The organism is Roseateles sp., assembly GCF_049240545.1.
Taxonomy (GTDB): domain Bacteria; phylum Pseudomonadota; class Gammaproteobacteria; order Burkholderiales; family Burkholderiaceae_C; genus Paucibacter_A.
In genome coordinates this window covers 1-22,482 of the sequence record NZ_JBMLSK010000364.1, presented here as the reverse complement: position 1 = coordinate 22,482, position 22,482 = coordinate 1, and the positions used below count along the sequence as shown (strand labels likewise).

The 22,482-nt window shown below is 62.3% G+C and carries 17 protein-coding genes; 5 read left to right on the top strand and 12 right to left on the bottom strand.

Annotated features, from left to right (window positions below; genetic code table 11):
- Positions 1-139 precede the first annotated feature (139 nt).
- Positions 140-1,228, bottom strand: a complete 1,089-nt coding sequence (selD, locus tag ACOVRJ_RS21965; RefSeq protein ID WP_422045948.1) for a selenide, water dikinase SelD — start codon at positions 1,226-1,228, stop codon at positions 140-142.
- Between the two features lie 224 nt (positions 1,229-1,452).
- Between selD and ACOVRJ_RS21960 the strand changes: the two genes are divergently transcribed.
- Positions 1,453-5,262, top strand: a complete 3,810-nt coding sequence (locus ACOVRJ_RS21960; protein ID WP_422045947.1) for a response regulator — start codon at positions 1,453-1,455, stop codon at positions 5,260-5,262.
- Here the strand turns inward: ACOVRJ_RS21960 and ACOVRJ_RS21955 are convergent.
- Together ACOVRJ_RS21955 and ACOVRJ_RS21950 are read right to left on the bottom strand one after the other, a co-directional pair.
- Positions 5,252-5,989 carry a DsbC family protein gene (locus ACOVRJ_RS21955; protein WP_422045946.1) on the bottom strand — a complete coding sequence of 246 codons (738 nt, stop codon included), beginning with the start codon at positions 5,987-5,989 and terminating at the stop codon, positions 5,252-5,254. The two genes, ACOVRJ_RS21960 and ACOVRJ_RS21955, sit on opposite strands and share 11 nt — an antisense overlap.
- Before the next feature lie 73 nt (positions 5,990-6,062).
- A complete protein-coding gene (locus ACOVRJ_RS21950; protein ID WP_422045945.1) occupies positions 6,063-7,007 on the bottom strand; it encodes a peptidylprolyl isomerase in 945 nt (314 codons plus the stop codon).
- Positions 7,008-7,095: 88 nt separating this feature from the next.
- Here ACOVRJ_RS21950 and dnaE point away from each other — a divergent pair, with 88 nt between their 5' ends.
- The 3 genes from dnaE to ACOVRJ_RS21935 all read left to right on the top strand — a co-directional run bounded on the left by dnaE (position 7,096) and on the right by ACOVRJ_RS21935 (position 13,073).
- Positions 7,096-10,725: a DNA polymerase III subunit alpha gene (dnaE, locus tag ACOVRJ_RS21945; protein ID WP_422045944.1), complete on the top strand. Its 3,630-nt coding sequence runs from the start codon at positions 7,096-7,098 to the stop codon at positions 10,723-10,725.
- Positions 10,726-10,787: 62 nt separating this feature from the next.
- A complete protein-coding gene (locus ACOVRJ_RS21940) occupies positions 10,788-11,627 on the top strand; it encodes a WlaTC/HtrL family glycosyltransferase (protein WP_422045943.1) in 840 nt (279 codons plus the stop codon).
- A 198-nt stretch (positions 11,628-11,825) separates the two neighbouring features.
- Positions 11,826-13,073: a patatin-like phospholipase family protein gene (locus ACOVRJ_RS21935; RefSeq protein WP_422045942.1), complete on the top strand. Its 1,248-nt coding sequence runs from the start codon at positions 11,826-11,828 to the stop codon at positions 13,071-13,073.
- An 8-nt stretch (positions 13,074-13,081) separates the two neighbouring features.
- Here the strand turns inward: ACOVRJ_RS21935 and ACOVRJ_RS21930 are convergent, their stop codons facing one another.
- Together ACOVRJ_RS21930 and ACOVRJ_RS21925 are read right to left on the bottom strand one after the other, a co-directional pair.
- The gene (locus ACOVRJ_RS21930) at positions 13,082-13,351 is read right to left on the bottom strand and encodes a ComEA family DNA-binding protein (protein WP_422045941.1); all 270 of its coding nucleotides are present in this window, start codon (positions 13,349-13,351) and stop codon (positions 13,082-13,084) included.
- Between the two features lie 113 nt (positions 13,352-13,464).
- On the bottom strand, positions 13,465-15,201 hold the full coding sequence (locus ACOVRJ_RS21925; RefSeq protein WP_422045940.1) for an ABC transporter ATP-binding protein: 1,737 nt from the start codon (positions 15,199-15,201) through the stop codon (positions 13,465-13,467).
- 38 nt (positions 15,202-15,239) lie between these two features.
- Here ACOVRJ_RS21925 and ACOVRJ_RS21920 point away from each other — a divergent pair, with 38 nt between their 5' ends.
- Positions 15,240-16,382, top strand: a complete 1,143-nt coding sequence (locus ACOVRJ_RS21920) for a glycosyltransferase (protein ID WP_422045939.1) — start codon at positions 15,240-15,242, stop codon at positions 16,380-16,382.
- 11 nt (positions 16,383-16,393) lie between these two features.
- On the opposite strand, the gene ACOVRJ_RS21915 is transcribed toward ACOVRJ_RS21920, so the two are convergent.
- The 7 genes from ACOVRJ_RS21915 to rpsA form a co-directional block, all read right to left on the bottom strand.
- On the bottom strand, positions 16,394-17,389 hold the full coding sequence (locus ACOVRJ_RS21915) for a glycosyltransferase family 2 protein (RefSeq protein ID WP_422045938.1): 996 nt from the start codon (positions 17,387-17,389) through the stop codon (positions 16,394-16,396).
- A 36-nt stretch (positions 17,390-17,425) separates the two neighbouring features.
- The gene (locus tag ACOVRJ_RS21910) at positions 17,426-18,412 is read right to left on the bottom strand and encodes a glycosyltransferase family 32 protein (protein ID WP_422045955.1); all 987 of its coding nucleotides are present in this window, start codon (positions 18,410-18,412) and stop codon (positions 17,426-17,428) included.
- Complete coding sequence (locus ACOVRJ_RS21905; protein WP_422045936.1) at positions 18,409-19,140, bottom strand: glycosyltransferase; 732 nt, start codon at positions 19,138-19,140, stop codon at positions 18,409-18,411. Before ACOVRJ_RS21905 ends, ACOVRJ_RS21910 begins: the two co-directional genes overlap by 4 nt.
- Positions 19,141-19,252: 112 nt before the next feature.
- Positions 19,253-20,401 (bottom strand): lipopolysaccharide assembly protein LapB, encoded by a 1,149-nt coding sequence (lapB, locus tag ACOVRJ_RS21900; RefSeq protein ID WP_422045935.1) that lies wholly within the window; start codon positions 20,399-20,401, stop codon positions 19,253-19,255.
- Positions 20,391-20,690 (bottom strand): LapA family protein, encoded by a 300-nt coding sequence (locus ACOVRJ_RS21895; protein WP_422045934.1) that lies wholly within the window; start codon positions 20,688-20,690, stop codon positions 20,391-20,393. The genes lapB and ACOVRJ_RS21895 overlap by 11 nt, the downstream gene beginning before the upstream one ends.
- A 73-nt stretch (positions 20,691-20,763) precedes the next feature.
- On the bottom strand, positions 20,764-21,060 hold the full coding sequence (locus ACOVRJ_RS21890; RefSeq protein WP_422045933.1) for an integration host factor subunit beta: 297 nt from the start codon (positions 21,058-21,060) through the stop codon (positions 20,764-20,766).
- A 105-nt stretch (positions 21,061-21,165) separates the two neighbouring features.
- On the bottom strand, positions 21,166-22,482 hold a 1,317-nt coding region (gene rpsA / locus ACOVRJ_RS21885; protein ID WP_422045932.1), incomplete at its 5' end, for a 30S ribosomal protein S1.

The window sequence follows — 22,482 nt, the reverse complement described above, 5'->3', positions numbered from 1 at the left end:
TCGGGATTTATTGATCTGATGTCTGTTTGATCGTTTGAGAGAGGCCCGAAACAGGGCGGCTTGAACGGCTCAAGAACCTCTGACATGCAGTTCGGGCGGCCCCGTGCGCGATGCGATCGCCACGGGGCCGTTTTTCATTTCAGCGCACCTGGAGTTGCCCGGATTGATGGCTTGACTTGGCCATCTGGCCAATCGGGGCTGCTTCGGCAAAACCGTGTTGGTGGAAGACCCGCAGCACCGACTCGAGCGAATCCGGCGAACAAGCGACCAAGAGGCCACCGCTGGTTTGAGGGTCGCTCAGCAAGGCTTGAGCCTGAGGCGAGAAGCCTTCCGGCAGATGCACCTCATGGCCATAAGCGGCCCAATTGCGAGCCGAGGCGCCGGTCACCACGCCTTGTGCGGCCAAGTCCTGGACGCCGGTCAACAGCGGCACCTGTGCCCAGTCGAGGTGCACATCGCAGCCGGAGCCCCGGGCCATTTCCAAGGCATGGCCGGCCAAGCCGAAGCCCGTGACATCGGTCATGGCATGGACGCCTTCGAGCGCCGCCAGATCGGGGCCGGCGGTGTTCAGCTGGGTGGTGATGGCGATCATCTGTTGATAGCCCTCGGGGCTGAGCCGATCTTTCTTGAGTGCGGCCGACAGGATGCCAACGCCAATCGGTTTGCCCAACACCAAGACATCGCCGGGGCGGGCATCGGCGTTGCGCTTGACCCGCTTGGGGTGCACCAGGCCCAGGGCCACCAGGCCGTAGATCGGCTCCACCGAATCGATGGTGTGGCCGCCGGCGATGGGAATGCCCGCCGCCCGGCACACCGAGGCGCCGCCCTCCAGGATGCGGCCGATCGTGGCGGTACTCAGCACTTGGATCGGCATGCCGACCAGGGCCAGCGCCATGATGGGGCGGCCGCCCATGGCGTAGACATCGCTGATCGCATTGGTGGCGGCGATGCGGCCAAAGTCGAAGGGGTCGTCGACGATGGGCATGAAGAAGTCCGTGGTGGCGATCAGCGCCTGCTCGTCGTTGAGTTGGTAGACGGCGGCATCATCGGAGGTCTCGATACCCACCAATAACTCGGGCGGCACTGGCAAGGCCGTCGTGCCCTTGAGGATCTCGGACAAGACGCCGGGGGCAATCTTGCAGCCACAGCCACCGCCGTGCGAGAGCGAGCTCAGACGCGGTTCGGCGGGGCTGGCGCTGGGGGATGATGTCTCGGTAGACGCACGCATAGGGGACTCCAACAGTTCTTTGATCTTGACGAGCAGGGCAGGCAGCATAGCCGGCCCTTGGCCCTCGACCCGCCACCGCTTGCCTGCAGGCTTGAGTCAGGCCAGCAATTGCTGCTTGCCGGGCCGACTGGGCCGTGCACAATAGATTCAGTATGCTGAGGGTCAGGGTCCTGACCTTGGGTCTCCACGTTGCCCGGTGCGGCGTGTTTGAAAAGTGAGCGTCTATGCCTCAGAAGCCCGCTGCTGCAGAGCCCAGGACATTGCGCCGCAGCCTGGCTGTGCTGTTCGGGATCGGCTTTCTGCTCCACGGGCTGAGTCTTTGGTTCAGCCAAGTGCTGGGGCCTGAATGGCGTCTGCCGAATCTGGCCTTGCATGCTGGCATCGAGATGGCGGGTGCGGTGCTGGTGCCCATGGTCGCCTATCTGCTCTTGCGTTTGGATGCCATGGGCGAAGGCAGCAGTGCCAACCGCCAGATCGCCGCTGCGCTCTTGGCCATGGCCTGTCTGGACGGTTTGCATGCGGTACAGGGGGCCGGCAATACCTTTGTCTGGTTGCACAGCTTGGCCACGGCCCTGGGTGGGGGGCTGCTGGCCTTGGTCTGTTTGCCTGCGGCCCGCTTCGGTCAGCGCGGCAGCAAGACCTGGCCGCTTGCTTGTCTGGCCGCGGCGGCCTTGCTGGGGCTGGTGTCGCTGTTGGCGGCTGAACGACTGCCACGGATGCTGGTGGAGGGGCAGTTCACCGACCTGGCGGTGCTCTTGAATCGCTGCGGAGGCCTGGGCATGTTGCTGGCGGCGCTGCGCTTGCTTTGGCTCTACGCCCACCACGGCCGCTCGGCCGATCTCTTGTTTGGTCTTCAATGTCTGTTGCTGGGCATGGCGGCGGTCATGTTCGAGCAGTCGTCTTTGTGGGACTTGTCGTGGTGGACTTGGCACGGCCTGCGTTTGTCGGCCTATGTGATGGCGCTATGGTTGGTGCTGACCAGCAAGTTGTCGCTCGACCACGACATCACTCAAGCGCAAGAACAACAAAGCAGTCAGTTGCGTCGCGACAACGAGGCCTTGCTGGCCATGATCAACCAGCAGGCCATCGTGTCGGTTGCCGATCATGCCGGGCGCATCACCGCCGTCAACCCGGCCTTTTGCCGCATCAGCGGCTACAGCCAGGAAGAGTTGCTGGGACAGAACCACCGCATCGTCAACTCCGGCGTGCAGTCGCGCGATTTTTGGTCCCAGATGTGGCGCACCATTGTCGCGGGCACCGCCTGGCGAGGGGATGTCTGCAACCGCGCCAAAGATGGCTCTTTGTATTGGGTCGATACCTTCATCGCGCCCTTCCGTGATGAGTCCGGCGGCATCGAAAAGTTCGTGTCGATTCGCTTCGATATCACCGCGGCCGTGCAGGCCAAAGCCGAGGCGCGCCGCAATGCCGAACTGCTCAGCGGCGCGATTGATGCAGTCGGCGGCGCCTTTGTGCTCTGTGATGCCGATGACAAGGTGGTGATGTGGAATGCAAAGTACCAGGCCATGTACCCCGAGTCGGCCGAGCTGCTGGCACAGCCGGGTATCGATTTCGAGACGCTGACCCGCCATCAAGCTCGCTGCGGCCGCTTCGCCGACGCCAAAGGGCGGGAGGACGACTGGGTGGCGCAACGGATGGTGCAACACCGTCGCGCCGACAGCGCCTTTGTGGTCAAGCTGGACAATGAACGCTGGATTCGGGTGATTGAGCAACGCATGCCGGACGGGCATATCGTCGGCTTCCGGCTCGATGTCACCGAGTTGATGCAGGCCACCGAGGCGGCTGAGCAGGGTTCACGTGCCAAGAGCCAGTTCTTGGCCAATATGAGCCACGAGATCCGCACGCCAATGAATGCCATCCTGGGGATGTTGGCCTTGCTGCGGCGCACCGAATTGACGCCTCGCCAGTCTGACTATGCCGCCAAAAGCGAGGGGGCTGCGCGCTCCTTGTTGGGCATCCTGAATGACATTTTGGACATCTCCAAGGTCGAAGCCGGCAAGATGGAGCTGGAGTTGCACCCGTTTCAGACCGACACCTTGTTGCGCGAAGTGGCGGTGATCCTGTCCGGCAATGCCGATGGCAAGGACTTGGAGCTGTTGTTCGACATTGATCCCGAGCTGCCTCCGCTATTGCTTGGCGATGCGCTGCGCTTGCGCCAGGTGCTGATCAATCTGAGCGGCAATGCGCTCAAGTTCACCGAGCGTGGCGAGGTGCGTCTGACGCTGCGGGTACTGCAGCGCAGTGATCAGGACGTGACGCTCGAATTCAGCGTCAGTGATACCGGCATTGGCATTGCGCCGGAGAACCAGTCGCGTATCTTTAGCGGCTTCAGCCAAGCCGAAGCCTCCACCACGCGGCGCTACGGGGGGACCGGCTTGGGCGTGGCCATCAGTCAACGTTTGGTGGCCTTGATGGGCGGTGAACTTCAGCTTCAAAGCGCCTTGGGTGAGGGCAGCCGCTTTTATTTCAGTATCTGCCTGCCAAGAGTGGCGGGTGAGAACAGCCGGGGCGCTGTATTGCCCAAGCCCGAGCGGGTGTTGGTGCTAGACGGCAGTCCCGCTGCGCGCGAGGTCTTTCAGCGCATGGGGCAAGGTCTGGCTTGGACGGTGGATCCGGCCGAAAGCCTGGAGCAGGCCCTGCAGCAACTGCAAGCACGGGGAGAGGGCGCGCAGGATGGTGCGGGCTATGACGCGATCTTTGTCGATGGGCAGATGCTGGGCCAGCAGTTCAGGCAGGCTTTGGCGCAGCTGCGCGCACTGGCCCCAGCCGACTCCACCCGCATCATTGCCCTGTTGGATGCACGGGGTCGTGAACTGCTGGCGCAAGGCTCGGAGGCGGAACTGGCCGGCCTGGATGGCACCTTGTTCAAGCCCTTGACCGCATCGATGTTGCTCGAGGCCCTGCGGGATGCGCGAGCGGGGCGGCCGCTGCCCAGGGCCTTGTCGACCACGGATCGGGCTGGCGTGCCCGGCGACGCACATCTGCGCTTGCCCGTGGAACAAGGCGAGGGCGCAGCTCAGGGCGAGGCTCATGCGCCGAATCTGGCGGCGCCTCTTGCCGGCGTACGTTTGTTGCTGGTCGAGGACAACCTCAACAACCAGCAGGTGGCGCGCGAGTTTTTGCAGGAGGCGGGCGCTGTCGTCGAGGTGGCCGACACCGGCAGTTTGGCGGTGGACCTTTTGCGTGCCCAGCCTGATGCGGTGGATCTGGTCTTGATGGACCTTCAGATGCCGGTCATGGATGGCTACACCGCCACCCGCTTGATTCGCCAGGAGCTGGGGCTGACCCAGCTGCCCATCGTGGCCATGACGGCCAATGCCATGGCTTCGGATCGGTCGGAGTGTCTGGCCGCCGGCATGAACGAGCATGTGGGCAAGCCCTTCGAAATTGGCCCCTTGCTGGCGGTCTTGAACGGGCAGCTCAGGTCGCACCGCAGGGGCGGCGAAGCAGAGGCCAAGGGGCTTGCTTCCGACCTTGGCTCGGCCGACAGGGCTGAACCCACGGAGCGTGCCCCTGAATCGGGGCGTGATGGCGGCAGCACTTCCTCTCGTTTCAGCTTTGCCACGCTGGCCGTGCCCGAGGCCTTGCTTCAGCGTGCCGCTGCGCAGGGCTTCGAGCTACAGGCGGCGATGGATCGTTTCATGGGCAAGGCCGCCCTGTTTCGGCGCATGGTGGCCAGCTTCTCCATCTCCGCGCGAGCCCTGTCGGCCCAGCTGATGGGTATGTTGGCCGAGGGCAAGCTGCCCGAAGCCCAGATGGCGCTTCACAGCGTCAAAGGCCTGGCTGCCACCCTGGGCGCGGTCCGCTTGGCGCAGCTGGCCAGTGAGGGCGAGTCCATGATCAAGCAGGGTGACATGCCGGGCGCTGATTGGTGTCAGGCTTTGGACGAGCAGATCCAGTCGGGCACCCAGGCGCTGGGGCTTTTGGCGGATGAACTGCTCGCCTTGTCAGCCGAGGCGCAGGGCGCTGAAGCCGGACCGCAGGGCGCTTCGGCCGGGGGGGCCATCAGCGCTTGATGGCGCTCCCGCTCAGCAGGCGCTCCAGCTCGGCGCTGTCGACCGCGCCCAAAACCATCTTGCCGCTTTCAAACACGCTGGCCGGCGTGGCGGTGATGCTGTGCTTTTTGGCCAAGGCCAGGTTGCGGTCGATGGCCGAGCTGTCGCAGCTGGCTGCCGCCGGAGGCAGCGCCTTGTTCTCAACCATCCAGTCTACCCAGGCCTTGCCGGCATCCTTGGCGCACCAAGCATTGCGGCTTTTCGCCACCGAGTCGGGGCCAAGAATCGGAATCAGGAAGCTGTAGATGGTCACGTCTTTGATGGCACGCATGTCTCTTTCCAGCCGCTTGCAATAGCCGCAATTGGGGTCGGTGAACACGGCGATTTTGCGTGCGCCGCTGCCTTGCTTCCAGACGATGGCGTCTTTTAGGGGCAGGCTCGCGAAGTCCACCATATTCAGCTCGTCCAGGCGCGCTTGGGTCAGATTGAGTTTGGCCTTGGTGTCGAACAAGACCCCTTGCATCAGGTAGCTGCCCTCGGCGTCGGTGTAGAACAGGTCCTTGCCGATACGCAACTCGAACAGGTTGTTGAAGGGGGTTTTGCTGACCTGATCAATTTTGGGAAAGCTGGGCATGCGCTCGCCGAGATTTTTGCGAATCTGCGCTTCTTGAGCGAAGGCGGATGACAGGGCGAATGCGGCCCAGGCGAAACAAAGCGCGGCGCGGAGCAGGGTTCTAAAGAAACTCATGAGCGGTCAGTCCAAGGTCGGGGGGGCAGGTCGTAGGAATTGGAATCAGGGCGGAAGCCAGGGCTTGACGCGCCTACTTGGCGGCTCGGGTGGGCGCGCTGACGCCGCACAAGTCCACATGCTGCGGGTTGTAGACAAACCAGCCGCCCCGCTTGCGGCGGGTGTCCAGCCAGAGGGGCCAGGTCTTGCTGTCGGTGCGCAGCACTTGCAGCGCGGGTCGTTCGGCTTCAGGTACTTGGGCCAAGAGGCGCACGCGCTGGATGCCGTGCCGCTGTTCGGGCTTGTCGTAAAAGCCCATATTGGTGCCACCGCGCGGCAGGCTGGACAGCAGCTCGATGCCCTTGAGAACGCGACCCACGGTGGTGATGTTGAGGTCAAGACCGCGCGGCGCTTGGCCAATCACCGCATAAAGCTCGGCGCCGGTGCTGGAGTCCGGCGCATCGCTGCGACCCGCGCCCACCGTGGCATAGCAGTGCGCCAACCAGGCACGGCCTTTTTGGGGGTCGGCAGCGACCGGAAAGCCGTCGACAAAGCCGGTCAGCTTGGCCCAGCCGTCCAGGTCCGGCAGCCGGGCGAAGTCGGCCTTAGGAATGCTTTTCAAGGGAATCGAGAACTCAGCCGGAATCTTGGGGCTGGCGCCGGCGCTCAGCGGCTTGGCTTTGGCTGCGTCTTCACCCAAGGGGTCGCCCCACTGGGCCACGAAGTTGTCTTGCACCCGCACGATGGCCAGGCCGTCATAAAAGCCACCGAGCGCCAGCGCACGGATATTGGCCACATGGGCCGGGGCGAAGCGCGGCGCCAGTTCGATCAAGACCTGACCCTGGGGCAACTCCATCAGCAAGGTGTTCTCGGGGTCGAGGGGGCGCCAATCGCTGTCGGGTGACTGGGCCAGCACCTCGGCGCCGGTTTTGGGCTTGGCGATATTGGCATGGGCCGGCAGGGAGGCTCCCGCAGCCATGGCGGCCATGGCCAAGCTCAACAAAGAGCGTGGGATCAAGGTGAGGGGCATCTTCGGCATCTTCGCTTCTCCTTCCGTGGAGGCGCAGCATAAGGCCTCCCGATGACAGTTCAGACTTGAAGCTGAGTGCGCTTCGTACAATGCTTCGATGGCTTTTGTACATCTGCGCACCCACACCGAGTTTTCCGTCGTTGACGGCACTTTACGCATCGAAGATGCCGCCCCGCTGGCGGCCAAAGATGGGCAGGTGGCCTGCGCCATCACCGATTTGGCCAATATGTTTGGCGGCATCAAGTTCTACAACGCGATGCGCAAAAAAGGCGTCAAGCCGATTCTGGGTGCCGACTGCTGGCTGGAGCCGGAAGGTTCAGACAAGAACCCCAGCCGCTTCTTGCTGCTGGTGCAGAACAATCAGGGCTATCTGAATCTGTGCGAGTTGCTGTCGCGCGCCTGGATTCAAAACGTGCAGCGTAACCAGGCCTGCTTGAAGTGGGAGTGGATGGCCGAGCTGAATGAGGGCTTGATCTGCTTGTCAGGTGCGCAGTTCGGTGGCTTGGGTCAGGCTTTGCTCAGTGGCGACAAGGCGCGCGCCTTGGATTGGACTCAGCGCTTCACCGCGATCTTCCCTGGGCGCTTTTATATCGAGCTGCAGCGTGCCGGTTTGCCCGGCCAAGAGGCTTTGGTGCAGGCCAGCGTGCCCTTTGCCGCCGAGCAGGGCTTGCCGGTGGTGGCCACGCACCCGGTGCAATTCCTGGGGCCAGATGATTTCGAGGCGCATGAGGCACGCGTTTGCGTGGCCGAGGGCGAGACGCTGACCAACCCCAAGCGCATCAAGCGCTTTCTCCCGGGCCAGTATTTCCGCAGCCAGGCCGATATGGAGGCGCTGTTCGCCGACATCCCGTCGGCCATTGCTAACACGGTGGAAATTGCACGCCGCTGCTCGATCAGCCTGGTGCTGGGCAAGCCGCAGCTGCCGAACTTCCCGACGCCGCTGTTGGAAGACGGCACGCCGATGCCGATGGAACAGTACTTCCGACAGCTGTCCTTTGAAGGCCTGGAAGACCGACTGAAGCTGCTCTTCCCCGACGAGGCCAAGCGCAACGCTGAGCGGCCGCGTTATGTCGAGCGCCTGGAGTTTGAGCTGGGCACCATCATCAAGATGGGCTTCCCGGGCTACTTCTTGATCGTGGGTGACTTCATCAAGTGGGCCAAGACGCACGGCTGCCCGGTGGGCCCGGGCCGGGGCTCGGGTGCTGGCTCCCTGGTCGCTTATGTGCTCTTGATCACCGACTTGGACCCGCTGCAGTACAACCTGCTGTTCGAGCGCTTCTTGAACCCCGAGCGGGTCTCCATGCCCGACTTCGACATCGACTTCTGCCAGGGCAACCGCGACCGGGTGATCGATTACGTCAAGGACAAATACGGCCGTCCGGCCGTCAGCCAGATTGCCACCTTCGGCACCATGGCCGCCAAGGCGGCCTTGCGTGACATTGGTCGGGTGCTGGGCATGGGCTATGGCCAGGTGGACTCCATCGCCAAGCTGATCCCGGCGCCGCCCGGCAAGACGGTGACGCTGGCCAAGCTGCCGGAGAACTTCGACCCTGACAAGGAGAAGATGATCTTCGCCCGCCATGAGGCGCCCGAGATCAATGAGCGCGAGGCCCAGGAAGAAGAAGTGGCCGAGCTGTTGAAGCTGGCCGCCCGCGTGGAAGGCATGGTGCGCAATATCGGCATGCACGCTGGGGGTGTGTTGATTGCGCCGGGCAAGATCACCGACTTCTGCCCGCAGTACCAGCAGCCCGGTTCCAACTCCGCCGTCAGTCAGTACGACAAAGACGATGTGGAAGCCATCGGCCTGGTGAAGTTCGACTTCTTGGGGCTGGCCACGCTGACGATTCTGGAGTTGGCCAAGGACTTCATCGTCGCCCGCTACCCGGACCAGAAGAGCTTTGCCTTCGAGACCATCCCGCTCGATGACCGCAAGACCTACAAGCTGTTCTCCGAGGGCCTGACCGAGTCGGTGTTCCAGTTTGAATCCAGCGGCATGCAGCGCATGTTGAAGGACGCCAAGCCCTCGCGCCTGGAAGACCTGATCGCCTTGAACGCGCTCTACCGTCCAGGCCCTATGGACCTGATCCCCACCTTTGTGGCGCGCAAGCACGGCAAGGAAGTGGTGGAGTACCCGCACCCGCTGACCGAGCCGGTGCTGGCCGAGACCTACGGCATCATGGTCTACCAAGAGCAGGTGATGCAGACCGCCCAGGTGCTGGGCGGCTACTCCCTGGGTGGCGCCGACATGTTGCGCCGCGCCATGGGCAAGAAGAAGGCCGAGGAGATGGCCGAGCACCGTGCCATCTTCCGCAAGGGTGCGGCGGTCAATGACTTGGATGAAAAGCAGGCCGACGAAGTCTTTGACTTGATGGAGAAGTTTGCGGGCTACGGCTTCAACAAGTCGCACGCCGCCGCTTACTCGCTGCTGGCCTATCACACGGGGTGGCTCAAGGTGCATTTCACGGCCGAGTTCTTCGCCGCGAACATGACCATCGAAATGGACGACACCGACAAGCTCAAGGTCTTGTTGAATGACGCCAAGCTCTTCGGCATCGACTTCGAGCCGCCTAACGTCAACCTCGGTGTGCACCGCTTTGAGCCCATCATGCCGGGCGACGGCGTCTTCCCGCATTGGGTGGCGCCGGGTGCCGGCGTGCGGCCCAAGCGCATCAACTACGGCCTGGGTGCCATCAAGGGCACCGGCAAGGGCGCGATTGATTCCATCGTGGCGGTGCGCGAGAAGGGCGGGCCCTTCAAGAGTTTTTATGACTTCTGCTGCCGCATCGACCGCAAGGCTTGCAATAAGCGCGTGGTCGAAGCCTTGATCAAGGCCGGCGCTTTTGACTCCTTGCAGCCGGACCGTGCGCGCCTGCTGGCCAGCGTGGCGCGGGGCTACACCCATGCGGAAACGCAAGAGGCCAATGCCGACCAGGGCGGCTTGTTCGACTTTGGCGACAGCCATGCCTCCAGCACCGCCGAGCCGGACTTGGTAGATGCCGCCCCCTGGACCATCAAGGAAAAGCTCAGCCTCGAGAAGACCGCCATCGGCTTCTACCTGAGCGGCCATTTGTTTGACCAAAGCGGCGAAGAAGTGCGCCGCATGGTGCGCCGTCGCGTGGCCAATGTGGAAGACGCGGCCCAAAGCCGTGAGGTGGTGATGTTGGCCGGCATCGTCAGCGATTTGCGGGTCATCAATGGCAATCGCGGTCGTGTGGCCATCTTCAAGCTGGACGACAAGAGCGATGTGATCGAAGCAGTGGCCAATGAAGAGCTGCTCAATCTGCACAAAGAGCTCTTGGTCGATGACGAGCTCTTGATTCTGCAGGGCAAGGTGCAGATGGACCGGTTCGCCGGAGGCTTCCGCTTCAATGTGCAGGCGGTCTGGGACCTGGCCGCGGCCCGGGCGCGCTTTGGCAAGTACTTCTACATGCCGGTGAAGCAAACCTTGCCCGCGCTGCAAGAGGTGCTCAAGCAATGGCCGGCCCGATCTGTGGAGACGGAGCAGGGCGTGGTGAGGCAAGGCTTGCGCATGCAGACCCATCATTTTTTGAGCGGCGAGCACGAGGGCGCCGAGTTCAAGATCGACTTGGGCGAGGACAGCAAGTTCTGGCCTTGCGACGAGGCCTTGGCTCAGTTGGGCGTGAGCGTGGGGTTTGCGCCCAGCGCGACGCCTGCTGAAACCAAGAAGAGCCCGCTGCCGCAGATTGTTTACGAAGCGGGCGCCTGAGCCCCCCTTGCTGCATTTTGCTTTTCGCTCGAATCGAGCCTTGATGGACCCCGTTCAAAACCATGATCACCATCGTTACCGCGTTTTTTGATATCGGGCGGGCGGATTGGAGCGCCTATGCTCGATCGGTCGATCGCTATTTCAAGAACTTTGCCCGGCTGTGCTTGCTTGAGAACGACGTGATTTTGTTCACCGAGAGCAAGCACCGGGCTCGTTTGGCGCCGCTGCAAAGCCGCAAGCCCAATCTGACGGTTTATTACGACGACGATCTATTCACTCGTCATGAGGACTTGCTGGCGGCGATCAGCCGCGTTCAGCAACTGCCGGCGTATCGGCAAGGCTTGAATGATCCGACTTGTCCCGAGTACAACTCGCCCAAGTATGTGTTGGTCAACTACCTGAAGAGTCAGTTTTGCGTAGAGGCGATTCAGCGCAGCCGCCCCGCGAGTGATACGGTCGCCTGGATTGATTTCGGCTACCTGCGCAAGAACCGCTTTCTGCCGCGCTCGCTGCGTTGGGACTACGACTTCGGCGACAAGATCCGCATGTTCAGACTGCTGCCAATCGATGGTGAGATCGATTGGGTCCACGCGATCAAGAACAACACGGTTTACATCCAAGGCTGCCATTTGGTCGCACCTCAGGCCAAGTGGCCCGTGATGGCGCGCTTGATGGAAGAATCTTTCCAGCGCTTGTTGGCGCAGGACTTGATGGATGATGATCAAACGCTGTTGTTGATGTCCTGCTTGAGTGCACCAGAGCACTTTGAGGTCTTGCCCGCCGAGCTTGATGCTCGCCTCAGCTGGTTTTTCATCTTCCGCAAGTTCAATCGCCATGAGGTGACGCTGAGTCTGATGCAAAAGCTGCGTTTCTTTTTGCGCACGGTGGCCATTGCACGTTAGGTCTTTGATGTTGCTTTGAGCCGCCTGTTCCGGCTCCTTCGACTCAGCCGACCTTTTGTTGCCTTGGCTTGCGGGCTTTTGCCCGGCTTTTGCTCGGCTTGTATCGCAGGAAATCGGCGATGATTCGCCACATAGCAAACCTTCAAGCCAGTGCAAGTACCCGCGCCATCTCTTCAAGCCCAGCAGCCCGCAACCGGATTGATTCTGACCGGGGGCGGCGCTCGCGCGGCTTATCAAGTGGGAGTTTTGGCGGCTCTGGCGCAGCTGCGGCGTGATGCCGGCTTTCAGGGCGCCAGCCCCTTTCCGGTCGTGGCCGGGACTTCCGCCGGCGCGATCAATGCCGCGACCCTGGCCTGTCATGCCGATGATTTCGACGGCGCGGTCGACGGCTTGGTCCATCTTTGGCAGAACCTGCATGTGGACCATATCTACAGCGCCGATGCCTTTGGCATCATTCGCACCGGTGCGCGCTGGTTGACGATGATGAGCTTGGGCTGGGCCTTTGTGCGCTGGCGTCGTTCGCGCCCGCGCAGCCTTTTGGACAATGCACCCCTGGGTCGTCTGCTCAAACGCTGGATTCAGATGGAGCGCATCGAGGAGATGCTGAAGGCAGGCCATATGCAAGCCTTGGCCATCAGCGGTTCGAGCTACACCTCGGGCCAGCATGTGACCTTCTACCAAACGCACAAGCCGTATGAGCCCTGGTTGCGCTCGCAGCGCATCGCGGTGAAGGCGCGTTTGACCATTGAGCACCTGATGGCCTCTTCGGCCATTCCCTTTATTTTCCCGGCCGAGACCTTGGATTTGGATGGTCAGCCCGAGTGGTTCGGTGATGGTTCGATGCGCCAGAGTGCACCGATCTCGCCCGCCATCCATTTGGGCGCAGATCGTGTGCTGGTGATTGGCGCTGGTCGCATGCATGAGCCGCCCGGGAGCCGCCGCCCGGCCTTGGTGACCGGCCACCCCAGCATGGCGCAAATTGCGGGCCACGCCTTGTCCAATATTTTTCTGGATGCTTTGGCGGTGGATGTGGAACGTTTGCAGCGTATCAATAACACCTTGGCGCTCTTGCCGCCTGCGGCTCGGGAGGCCACGCCCCTGCGTCCGGTGGATGTGTTGGTGATTGCGCCGAGCCGTCGGCTGGATGATTTGGCGGCCGAGCATCAGGGTAGTTTGCCGCCCACCATCAAGGGCTTGTTGCGCAGTGTCGGTGTGAGTGGCGAAGGCAAGGGGGCCAGCGGCTCGGCCTTGACCAGCTACCTGTTGTTCGAGCCGTCCTATACCGGGGAATTGATCAATCTGGGCATGAGTGACACGCTGGCCCGTCGCGCGGAGGTGCAAGCCTTTTTCGGTTGGCCCTCGCAAGCGCCGCAGATGGATCCGGCCGCGATGCGGCGTCGCAAAGCAGGATTTGCGGAGACGCTGCCGGGCGCTCTTGGCCCCTGATCGGCGCGTTAGCGAGACGGCGGTGTTTGGGCCGGGGTGTCAACAGCCTCGTTGCTGAGGCTGACTTCGGCCTTGGTGTAGGCCAAGCCCGCCACCCGCAAGCCTTGCGTCGAGAGTTTTTGGGCCGATGGCTCGCCGATGCCACGTACGCGGCGGCGTAAATCGTCCCAGTCTTTGAAAGGCGCTTGGCTGCGCGCCAGCAGGATGCGCTCCACCAAGGCCGGGCCAAGCCCGCTCAGCGATTCCAACTCGGCGCGGCTGGCTTGATTGATTTCCAAGGGCCTGGGCTGTGCTTTGAGCCCTCGCGCGCCGCAGAGGGCCAAACAGGCGCAGAGCAGGCAGCTTCGGCGTCGCATGAGGAGTCTGCCTCGAGGCTGGCCTTGGGCTCGATTCAGTCGCCGTGCTGGGCCCGGACCATGGCGGCGTAGGCACCGTCACGCGCGCTCAGTTCGGCATGGGTGCCGCTTTCCAGCACCCGACCTTTGCCCAGCACATGGATGGTGTCGGCCGAACGAATGGTGGACAGGCGGTGGGCGATCACGATCAAGGTCTTGCGGCCGGCCCATTGTTCTAAGGCCTGCTGCACCGCACGCTCGCTCTCGGTGTCCAGGGCCGAGGTGGCTTCGTCAAACACCCAGATCGGGGCGTCTTTGTAGAGTGCTCGCGCAATGGCCAGGCGCTGGCGCTGGCCGCCGGACAGCTTGCTGCCATTGGCGCCAATCAGGGTGTCCAGGCCCTCAGGCAGGCTGCTGGCGAAGTCCCAGAGATTGGCGGCGCGTAGGGCGGCCTCGAGCTTTGCATCGTCGCGTGGCTGGGCGTAGGCGATGTTGTCGGCCACCGAGGCATCAAAGAGCACGATGTCTTGCGAGACCACGGCAAACTGCTGGCGCAGATTGCCTTTGCGAATGTCTTGTACTTCCACTCCGTCGATCAGAATACTGCCGCTGTCGGCTTGGCCGAAACCCAGCAAGAGATGAACGATGGAACTCTTGCCCGCTCCCGAGGCCCCCACCAAGGCGGTGGTGCGGCCAGCGGCAAAGCGCAGGTCGAGCCCATCCAGGGCAGGCTGGTCCGCGCCGGGATACTGCAGGCGCACCTGCTGCATTTGAATCTCACCCTTGCAGTGCTTCAGCTCCTGCGTCCCCTTGTCGGGCTCCACCGGCATGTCCAGCAAGCTCATGCAGCCACGGGCAATCACCAGGGCGCTGGTGATTGGTTGCATCAAGTCGCTCAAATGGCGCAGACGCGAGGTCAGCAGCAACAGCGCGGTGACAAAGGCGGCGAAGTCACCCACACCGGTCTTGGCTTCACGGGCTTGCAGCAAGGCCAGGCAAACAATCAAGGACAAGCCCCAACTGGCCACGAACTGCGAGAGCGGCTGGGACAAGGCGCCCGCGGCCGCCTGCTTCAAGGAATTGCGCTGCACTTCACGGGCGCGCTCGGCAAAGCGTGCGCGCTCGTGCTCACCCGCATCAAAGCTGCGCACCACCCGCCAGGCCCGGGTGATGTCGTCCACCTTGTTGACCAGGTGCAGTTGTGCGTCATAGGCCAAGCTGCCCATCTTGCGCACCCGACTGTTGACGGTGCGAATCACAAAAGCCATGGCCGGCGTAACGATCAAGGACAGCAGGGTCAGCTTCCAGTTCAAAGCGAGCAAATAGCCCAGCATGGCCAGCGCCGGCAAACCATCGCGAAGAATGCTGATGAAGGGGCCGCTCAGCAGGTGCATGACCTGTTGCGGATCATTGACGACCTTGCTGACCGCGGTGCCCGGCTGAAGGCTGGTGTACACGCGGGCGTCGGCCTTCAAAAGCGTTTCCAGCAGCGCGCAGCGGAAGTCCATCACCGTGCGCGTGACCGACCAGTTCAGCAGGTACTGGCCCAGAAAAGAGAAGAGGCCCCGGACGGCGAACAAGCCAATCAAGACCACCGGTACCCACCAGACCGAAAAGGACTGCTCGGCAAAGCCGGAGCCGAACACGGTTTTGATCAGATGTGGAATCAGCGGTTCGGTGGCTGCAACGGCGGCATAGCACAGCAGGGTCAGCGCCAGCCCGCCGCGATAGGGTTTGACAAACCCTGCCAATCGGCGTGCCACGGGGCGGTTGTCAGAAGTATCAGTCGTCATGGCGGGTGATTGTCGCCGCTGTTTCTATACTGAGCGCCATGACAGAAACAACAGTGCAGGCGCAGGCGCCTGGGCAGCTGGAACCGCCGGTGCAAAGCCGACGCAAGGTGCTGCATTTCGTGACGGGGGGCTTTTCTGGCGCGACCCAGGTGGCGGTTGATCTTTGCTTGGCGAGCCTTCAAAGCGAGCGGATCGAGGCAGCCTTGGTGTTGCGCCGCAAACGCACGACCGACGCGGCACGCGTCCAGGCCTTGCGAGATCAGGGCTTGCAGGTCTATGTGCTGCCGGGCTGGGCGCATTGGGCGACGATTTGGGCCCTGCGCAAGCTGTGCCTGCAGTGGCAGCCCGATGTGCTGGTTGCGCATGGCTTTCCTGAGCATTTGCTCGGTCGCTGGGCGGGTTTGTGGGCCGGCGTCAAGCGCTTGGTCCAGGTGGAACACAACTCACGTGAACGGTACAGCGTTTGGCGCTTGTGGCAGGCGCGATGGCTGAGTCGCCATAGCGCGCGCCTGGTCGGGGTGTCGGAGGGGGTGCGTCAGCGTCTGCTGGAATTGGGAATGCCTGCGGCCAAGACGGTGGCGATTCCCAATGGCATCGATTTGACGCGTTACGCGCTTGCGGAAACTCAGGCCTTTGAGCACCGGGCGCCAGCCTTGGTGATGTCGGCTCGTTTTGCCCGGCAAAAAGACCACCTGACCTTGATTGAGTCTTTGTCTTTGCTGAAGGCCCAGGGCTTGTGTCCTCGCCTCTATTTGGCGGGCACCGGCAAGAGTGCTTACCGGGCCGCTGTTCAGCAGAAGGTGGCCAAGCTGGGCCTCGATGAGCAGGTCGTGTTCTTGGGCCACCATCGTGACATGCCGGGCCTGCTGATGGGAAAGCAGATCTTTGTCTTGTCCACGCATTACGAAGGCATGCCTTTGGCCTTGGTCGAAGGCATGGCGGCCGGCTGCGCCTGTGTGGCCAGTCGGGTCGTGGGCGTGGAAGGCGTGCTGGAGTCCGGTGTGAGCGGTCTGTTGGTGCCCGAGAGTGATTCAAAGGCACTCGCGGAGGCCTTGGCCTCGCTGCTTCAAAACCCTGCTTGGGCCGCCCAACTCGGCGCCGAGGCCCGAAAGCGCGCCTTGGCGCGCCATGGACTCGATTTGATGCGAGATCGTTACGAAGACTTGCTGCTGAAGGTCTGAGTCAGTGTTGCTCAGGCTTTGGCGCGATGTATCCAGTAGCCGAGTCGACCCGCCCGCCAGAACCAGCCGCGCCGCAAGAACTGCTGCAGCAGCGCTTCGGGCGAGAGCACCGAGCTTTCTCTGAACTGTTGCAAATAGGCAGCGAGCCGATCCGTTTGAGCTTCTCTCTCAGCAACTCGGCAAGCGCAGATGAAAGAGCGGGCGGCGAAATAGCCGGCGGCAAAAATGGCCTCAGGGCTCGGGGAGGGCAGCAGGGCTTGGAGGCGCTGTGGGAAGCCCTGCAGCGCCAGCATCATGTCTTCGACCTTCTGCACCGACATGGAGGCCAGGATGCTGTTGGCTCTTTGTCGGTAGCCCACCCACACATGCGGCGCGTAGACAAAACTCTGAGCGCGCAGGGCCAGTTCCGGCGTGGTGGCCATGTCTTCGAAATAACGCCCGGCTGGAAAGCGCAAGTCATCGGCCCACAACTGGCGGCGGCTGATCTTGCTCCAGGCATGCAGATGGCCCAGGCCGAACAAGCCGGCCAGCAGGGCGCTGCGATCCTGGCTCAGTTGGTCGGCGGTGCCGTCGAAGGTGTGGCGGTGCAGCTCGCCACGCCATTTGTGCTTCAAGCGCATGCGCTCGCGCACCGTTCGGAAGTCGCACAGCAGCAGATCGGGTTTGAACTGCTCGACATAACGCTGTAGCCCGACGATCGCACCGGGCATCAGCAGGTCATCGGAATCAAGGAACCAGAGGTACTCGCCCTGACTGGCCTCCATCAGGGTATTGCGGGCCGCGCTAAGGCCGGCGTTGCGCGGGTGCTGGAGCAATTGCAAGCGGCCCGGATAGCGCTGGGCTAGCGCTTGCATCAAGGCCGGTGAGCCATCGGTCGATGCGTCATTCAAGAGCAAAACCTCAACGCCTTCGCTGAGTTGTTCCATCACCGAGTCCACGCAGTCGCCCAAGTACTGCTCGACGTTGTAGACCGGGATGAGGATGCTGAGCCAGGGTTTGTTTGCCATGAGCTGGAACTTACAGTGAGAGTCGGGCGCCTTGATTCAAGCCGCGGAGATCAAGAATCGCTGCACAAAGCTGCTGCGCAAATATCGTTTCTTTGCCAAGCCGCGCTCGAGCAGGCGACGGTCGGAGCCGCGAATCTTGACCAAGGCCGGCACCCGCGCGGGGCAAGGGCTCAGGGCCAAGCGGGCGTACAGGTGTTTTTTTCGCCAACGCAAGGATGCATGCAAACAAAGGGCCGAGTCTTCTGCCCGAAGCACAAACAATCGATATTGGTCGCTGGATTCATCCAACACGGCCGCCGCAGCCATGTGCATGACCAGATACTGCTGCATCCGCGCGGGCAAGTTCTGGGCCACACGTTCGAGTCGACCGGCGGTCTTCAAGTCTTGCAGATAAGGGGCTTCACCCAAGCGCAGGGCTTTCTCCAACTCGGTCGCCCAAGCCTGGATGAAGGGGCTGCCGGGAACTGCGGCAATGAACCAGTTTTCCAGCATCGGCAACTCGGCCTGCTTGCTGTATCCCTGAAGATAGAAGCCGAGGTACTCGCTGGCATGTTCTTGCTGCAGCCGGTGCACCCAGTCGAGTGATTCGGTCAGCACAATGGTCGCGTCGAGCCAAATGCCGCCGTGACGCGCCAGCAATTGCAGACGCAGCCAGTCGGCTTGCCGGTACGGAGGTAGCTGCTCGAACTCGGTACCTCCTTGATCGCCCTCGAGCCAGGGCTCGAAGTTGGCGCGATGCAAGAAGCGGATCTCGTGACCGGGGTTGAGACGCTGCCAGTTGGCGCGGCAAAGAGAAACAAATTCCGGCGTGAGCTCGCTGTGCCAGTAGCTCCAGATGATTTTCGGAATACGGGTGTCGGCGGCCAAGGCGGGGCCACACCCCATGATCTGCTGGTGAACGTTCTCGGGTCTTGGTGCCCGCGCCCGCAGGATTTGCAGCAGCTCCCACGCAAGAGTGCTCACCAGCAACACGGCCACCACTGTCAGGCCGTTTTGCATGAAGATGCCGGCCCCCTCCATCATTCGCGCCAATGCTCAGCGATCCATGTGGCCGGGCGGGCATGGCGCCAGTTGCCATTGTTGCGACCGGCCAAGGCATCGGGCGGGTTCATCACGCCGTGGAAGATCAAAATGCGCGCGCCCTTGGGGATGATGGGGTCGCGCCAATAGCTGCTTGGCCAGGTCGGGATGCAGTGGTATTTGTAGCTGGCGCACCAGCTTGAGTCCCAATACTTCACCTTGCCCTGCTTGTGCAGCACGTCGGTCAGATAAGCCTGCTCGTTACGGAAGTCGGCTTTGGCTTGCGCCTGGTTTTGTCGGAACTTCTCCAACACATCGGCATGGGCACCAAGTTGGAAGCGGTAGACCGAGGAATTGCCGGTGATGCGCCAGGGGCGCTTCCAGTCATGGATGATCAAGAACTCGCCCGGCACTTCAAAGAAGGGCGTGATGTCGCCCACGATCACCACGTCCAGATCGAGGAACAGGGCCGTGCCTCGCAGACCATAGAGGTCCGCTTCAAAGGTGGTGAGCTTCTTCCAGCCACGCTCGGGTTCGCCGTTAGGCAGGGTCAGCTCGGGAATCGGCAAACACTGAACTTCGTCCCGAATGCCTTCGCTGCGGTCCGTCAAACAGACGAACTTGAAATCGCCCGTGAGGTGGCGGCGCACCATGGCGTAGAGCCGGTTGACGTATTCGGGGCCGTACTTGGTGCCCCACTTCATACAAAGAATGATTCGAGGAGCACTCATTTCGATCTTTCGCGGAACACGGGCCGAGCCAAGTGGGGGCCGCGGATCTGGCTTTGCCAGGCCGCTGGCGCCGCCCCCTTGAGGGGGGAGCGCGAAGCGCTTCGGGGGTGGGTCATAGTTCTTCGACGTGGCGCGGTGGGTAGGTGTCCCAGTTCAAGCAACCGGGGCACTGCCAGAAATAGTGTTGCGCTTCGAAGCCGCAGGCTGCGCAGCGATAGCGCTGCAGTGGGCGCACGGCGCGATCGATGGCGCCGGTCACCAGGGGCGCTTCGGCTTCGCTCAGCTGAAACTGGCTTTGCGTCAACAAGGTGCGCGCGGCGGACAGGCTGGGTTGCTCGCGCAAATGGCGAGACAGACGCTCGCGTTGCTGCGCTGCGGCCGGTTCGAGCTTGGCGATGGCCTGCAGCAAATGCATGCCGGGTGTGCGGCTGTATTGATCGCTCAGAATCGCGACCGCACGCTCTTGGCAGCCGCAGGCGAGCGCAGCATCGGCAAAGTCTCGCGCCACCAGATTGAAGGCTTCGGGATTGACGGCCAGCAGCTCGGCATAAGCGCTCATGGCCTGCTTGTGCTCGTTCAAACGGGCGTGGATCTGGCCGAGCAGCACATGGGACCGCGCTGCCTGCGGGGCTGCTTTGCGCGCCTCTGCCAGCAACTCTTGGGCGGCGCTGTCTTGGTCGCGTGCTTGCGCTTCCAAAGCCAGTTCGCACAGGTAATGTGCAATTCGAGCGGCAAAGGAGGCAGTGCCGGTCTGCTCCAGGTGACGTGCCACCTCGGCCGCTTTGCGCCAGTCGCGGGTGCGCTCGTACAGGGCCAATAAGGCCAGTTCGGCTTCGTTCTGGAAGGGGGTGCCGATGAGGGCCTGGAAGGCGGTTTCTGCGCGATCAAACAAGCCGGCTTTGTAGAAGTCTTGCGCCAAGGCGTGCTGGGCGCGGTCACGTTCGCTGCGGGGCAGGTCGCCGCGCTGCAAGAGGTGTTGGTGCACTCGCACCGCGCGTTCATATTCACCTCGGCGGCGAAACAGATTGCCCAGGGCGAAATGCAGCTCGGAAGTGTCGGGGTCGTGCTGAACGGCTTCGATGAAGGCGTCAATGGCCTTGTCTTGCTGCTCGTTCAGCAAGAGGTTCAAGCCCTTGAAGTAAGCCTTAGGCGCACTTTGTTGCTCGCGCTTCCATTGTCGGGTGTCAAGTTTGGAGGCGAGCCAGCCCAAGGCAAAAGCCGCAGGCAGCACAAAGAGCAGCCAGCGCAGGTCAAAGTCCATCGTGGATCACGGGGGGAGGGGTCAGGGGGGCCTTGCTGTCGCCTTCTTCAGGCTGGGTTTGCGCCGTACGGTGGGCGGCGATGCGTCGGTGGTGCCACCAGGCCGGCACCATGGCCAAGACGCCCAGCGCGCATCCCATGCCGAATGCAATCAGCACCACGATCACCAAGGGGGAGTGCCATTCGCGGCCGAAGAACCAGCGCACCACAACCTCCTCGCTGTTGTTCAGTGCGAAGGCAAACAGGGCGAAGAAAAGAAAGGCTCGAAACAGCCAGATGAAGATGCTCATGGAGCGGCGATTCTAGTGCCGCCGCTGCCTACCTCAGGCAGACTCGCTCAGCAAACTGTTGCTTGCTCGGTACTCAGTCGGCGGCCTGCGCCTTGGCATCCACCGCTTCTCGCAGTGCTTTGCCGGGCTTGAAATGAGGCACCAACTTTTCGGGAATCATCACCTGTGCGCCGCTACGTGGGTTGCGGCCGGTGCGAGGCGGGCGACGGTTGACCTGAAAGCTGCCAAAGCCGCGAATCTCAATCCGGTGGCCACGCGCCAGGGCGTCCGACATCGCATCAAGAATGGTCTTGACGGCAAACTCGGTGTCGCGCTGCGTCAGTTGACCGAAGCGGTCGGCGAGCAAGGCAACGAGGTCGGAGCGGGTCATTGGGGCGTGGTCAGAGTGGGTAGGTTCTCATAAAAAAGGCCCGCGCTCCTTGCGGAGGCGGGCCTGATCGGCATTGCACAGCCCCGAAGGGGCTGAGGGCAATCTTTAGCCTTGGTTGTCCAGCTTGGCGCGCAGCAGGGCGCCCAGGCTGGTGGTGCCGGCGTTTTCACGCTCGGACGTGGCCGAGAGGCGCTGCATGGCTTCCTGGTTGTCGGCGTTGTCCTTGGCCTTGACCGACAACTGGATGTTGCGGGTCTTGCGATCGATGTTGATGATCACGGCGGTGACTTCGTCGCCTTCCTTCAGCACATTGCGAGCGTCTTCGACGCGGTCACGGCTGATTTCAGAAGCGCGCAGGTAGCCCAGCACTTCGTCGGCCAACTCGATCTCGGCGCCACGGGCGTCCACAGTCTTGACCTTGCCGGTCACCGACATGCCGCGGTCATTGACCGTGGTGTAGGCGGTGAACGGGTCGCTGTCCAACTGCTTGATGCCCAGGGAGATGCGCTCGCGCTCGACGTCCACGGCCAGCACCAGGGCTTCGACTTCTTGACCCTTCTTGAAGTTGCGCACAGCAGCTTCGCCGGTTTCGTTCCAGGACAGGTCGGACAAGTGCACCAGGCCGTCGATGCCTTGAGCCAGGCCAACGAACACGCCGAAGTCGGTGATCGACTTGACGGGGCCCTTGACGCGGTCGCCGCGCTTGACGGTTTCAGCGAAATCTTCCCAAGGATTGGCCTTGCACTGCTTCATGCCCAGGGAGATGCGACGCTTGTCTTCGTCGATTTCCAGGACCATGACTTCGACTTCATCACCCAGGGTGACCAGCTTCGAAGGAGCAATGTTCTTGTTGGTCCAGTCCATTTCGGACACGTGCACCAGACCTTCGATGCCCGGCTCGATTTCAACGAATGCGCCGTAGTCAGCGATGTTGGTGATCTTGCCGAACAGGCGGGTGCTGGTGGGGTAGCGGCGAGCAACGCCGAACCATGGGTCGTCGCCCAGCTGCTTCAGACCCAGCGAAACGCGGTTCTTCTCAGCATCGAACTTCAGGATCTTGGCGGTCAGTTCCTGACCGACGGTGACCACTTCGCTCGGGTGACGGACACGGCGCCATGCCATGTCGGTGATGTGCAGCAGGCCGTCGATACCGCCCAGGTCCACGAAGGCACCGTATTCGGTGATGTTCTTGACCACGCCCTGAACGATGGCGCCTTCGGCCAAAGTTTCCAGCAGCTTGGCGCGCTCTTCGCCCATCGAGGCTTCGACCACAGCACGACGCGACAACACGACGTTGTTGCGCTTGCGGTCCAGCTTGATGACCTTGAACTCCATGGTCTTGCCTTCGTACGGGCTCATGTCCTTGACCGGACGTGTGTCCAGCAGGGAACCCGGCAGGAAGGCGCGGATGCCGTTGACCAG

What these genes read in the sequence shown, in the direction of transcription:
- selD (WP_422045948.1), bottom strand. Translation starts at nt 1,228, where the DNA reads ATGCGTGCGTCTACCGAGACATCATCCCCCAGCGCCAGCCCCGCCGAA.
- ACOVRJ_RS21960 (WP_422045947.1), top strand. Translation starts at nt 1,453, where the DNA reads ATGCCTCAGAAGCCCGCTGCTGCAGAGCCCAGGACATTGCGCCGCAGC.
- ACOVRJ_RS21955 (WP_422045946.1), bottom strand. Translation starts at nt 5,989, where the DNA reads ATGAGTTTCTTTAGAACCCTGCTCCGCGCCGCGCTTTGTTTCGCCTGG.
- ACOVRJ_RS21950 (WP_422045945.1), bottom strand. Translation starts at nt 7,007, where the DNA reads ATGCCGAAGATGCCCCTCACCTTGATCCCACGCTCTTTGTTGAGCTTG.
- dnaE (WP_422045944.1), top strand. Translation starts at nt 7,096, where the DNA reads ATGGCTTTTGTACATCTGCGCACCCACACCGAGTTTTCCGTCGTTGAC.
- ACOVRJ_RS21940 (WP_422045943.1), top strand. Translation starts at nt 10,788, where the DNA reads ATGATCACCATCGTTACCGCGTTTTTTGATATCGGGCGGGCGGATTGG.
- ACOVRJ_RS21925 (WP_422045940.1), bottom strand. Translation starts at nt 15,201, where the DNA reads ATGACGACTGATACTTCTGACAACCGCCCCGTGGCACGCCGATTGGCA.
- ACOVRJ_RS21920 (WP_422045939.1), top strand. Translation starts at nt 15,240, where the DNA reads ATGACAGAAACAACAGTGCAGGCGCAGGCGCCTGGGCAGCTGGAACCG.
- ACOVRJ_RS21915 (WP_422045938.1), bottom strand. Translation starts at nt 17,389, where the DNA reads ATGGCAAACAAACCCTGGCTCAGCATCCTCATCCCGGTCTACAACGTC.
- ACOVRJ_RS21910 (WP_422045955.1), bottom strand. Translation starts at nt 18,412, where the DNA reads ATGATGGAGGGGGCCGGCATCTTCATGCAAAACGGCCTGACAGTGGTG.
- ACOVRJ_RS21905 (WP_422045936.1), bottom strand. Translation starts at nt 19,140, where the DNA reads ATGAGTGCTCCTCGAATCATTCTTTGTATGAAGTGGGGCACCAAGTAC.
- lapB (WP_422045935.1), bottom strand. Translation starts at nt 20,401, where the DNA reads ATGGACTTTGACCTGCGCTGGCTGCTCTTTGTGCTGCCTGCGGCTTTT.
- ACOVRJ_RS21895 (WP_422045934.1), bottom strand. Translation starts at nt 20,690, where the DNA reads ATGAGCATCTTCATCTGGCTGTTTCGAGCCTTTCTTTTCTTCGCCCTG.
- ACOVRJ_RS21890 (WP_422045933.1), bottom strand. Translation starts at nt 21,060, where the DNA reads ATGACCCGCTCCGACCTCGTTGCCTTGCTCGCCGACCGCTTCGGTCAA.